We start from the raw sequence: 867 nt of genomic DNA on the forward strand, positions 1-867 counted from the left end.
TGTGCCTGTTGCACAAGTTAGTCAAAAGTGCTAATTTACTGCATGCAAGGCAAAAAGAATTATCAGGAAAAACTCTTCACTTCCTTCCGTCTCAGTGACAGGGTTCCCAAAGAAAATTTTTACAGACGCTTAAAAGAAGCCCTGAACCTTGAGTTTCTTTATCCTCTTACTCAAAAGTTCTACGGAGAGAGCGGCCAAAAAAGCATCGACCCGGTGGTCTTTTTCAAGATCTGCCTGGTGGGCTATTTGGAGAACATTACCTACGACCGTAGTGTGATGAACCACTGCGCAATGCGATTGGATATTCTTTATTTTTTAGGGTATGATGTGGATGAAGAACTGCCCTGGCACAGTACCATCAGCCGCACCCGCCAGCTTTTTCCTGAAGATATTTTCGAGGAAGTTTTCACCAAAGTTTTAAAGCTGTGCATTGAAGCGGGGCTGGTAAGCGGACATACCCAGGCCATAGATTCAGCTCCCGTAAAGGCGAACGCTTCCATGGACAGTCTGGAGATCAAAGTCCCGGCAGAAGACCTGGAAGAGCACCTTTCCAGGGTGCGTGTACAAAGCAGCAGGGACCGCAAAGCAAAAAGCAACAAAGCTCCTGAAGAACAGCAAAAAATTACCGCCAGTAAAAAGGAGCTTCAGGAAATAAAGAGCCGGAACAAAAAATGGAGCCAGGACCAGGACATGCGCCCCGGAGCCAAAAACAAAGGCAGCAGGTACACCAGCAACAAAACCCATTACAGCCCCACCGATCCCGATGCAAGGATTAGTGTCAAACCCGGTAAAGCCAGAAAACTGAACTACCTGTGCAACCTTGCGGTAGATATTGAAGCGCACGTGATTACCGATGTAAGGGCATAC

1 protein-coding gene is annotated in these 867 nt (G+C 47.2%); it reads left to right on the plus strand.

What is annotated here, in order from left to right; genetic code table 11:
• Nucleotides 1–42 precede the first annotated feature (42 nt).
• Nucleotides 43–867 (plus strand): transposase (locus tag RM553_RS19510; protein ID WP_311536638.1); only part of this gene is annotated, 825 nt, incomplete at its 3' end.

Origin of the sequence: Autumnicola tepida, assembly GCF_031846485.1 — a bacterium.
Lineage (GTDB): Bacteria > Bacteroidota > Bacteroidia > Flavobacteriales > Flavobacteriaceae > Autumnicola > Autumnicola tepida.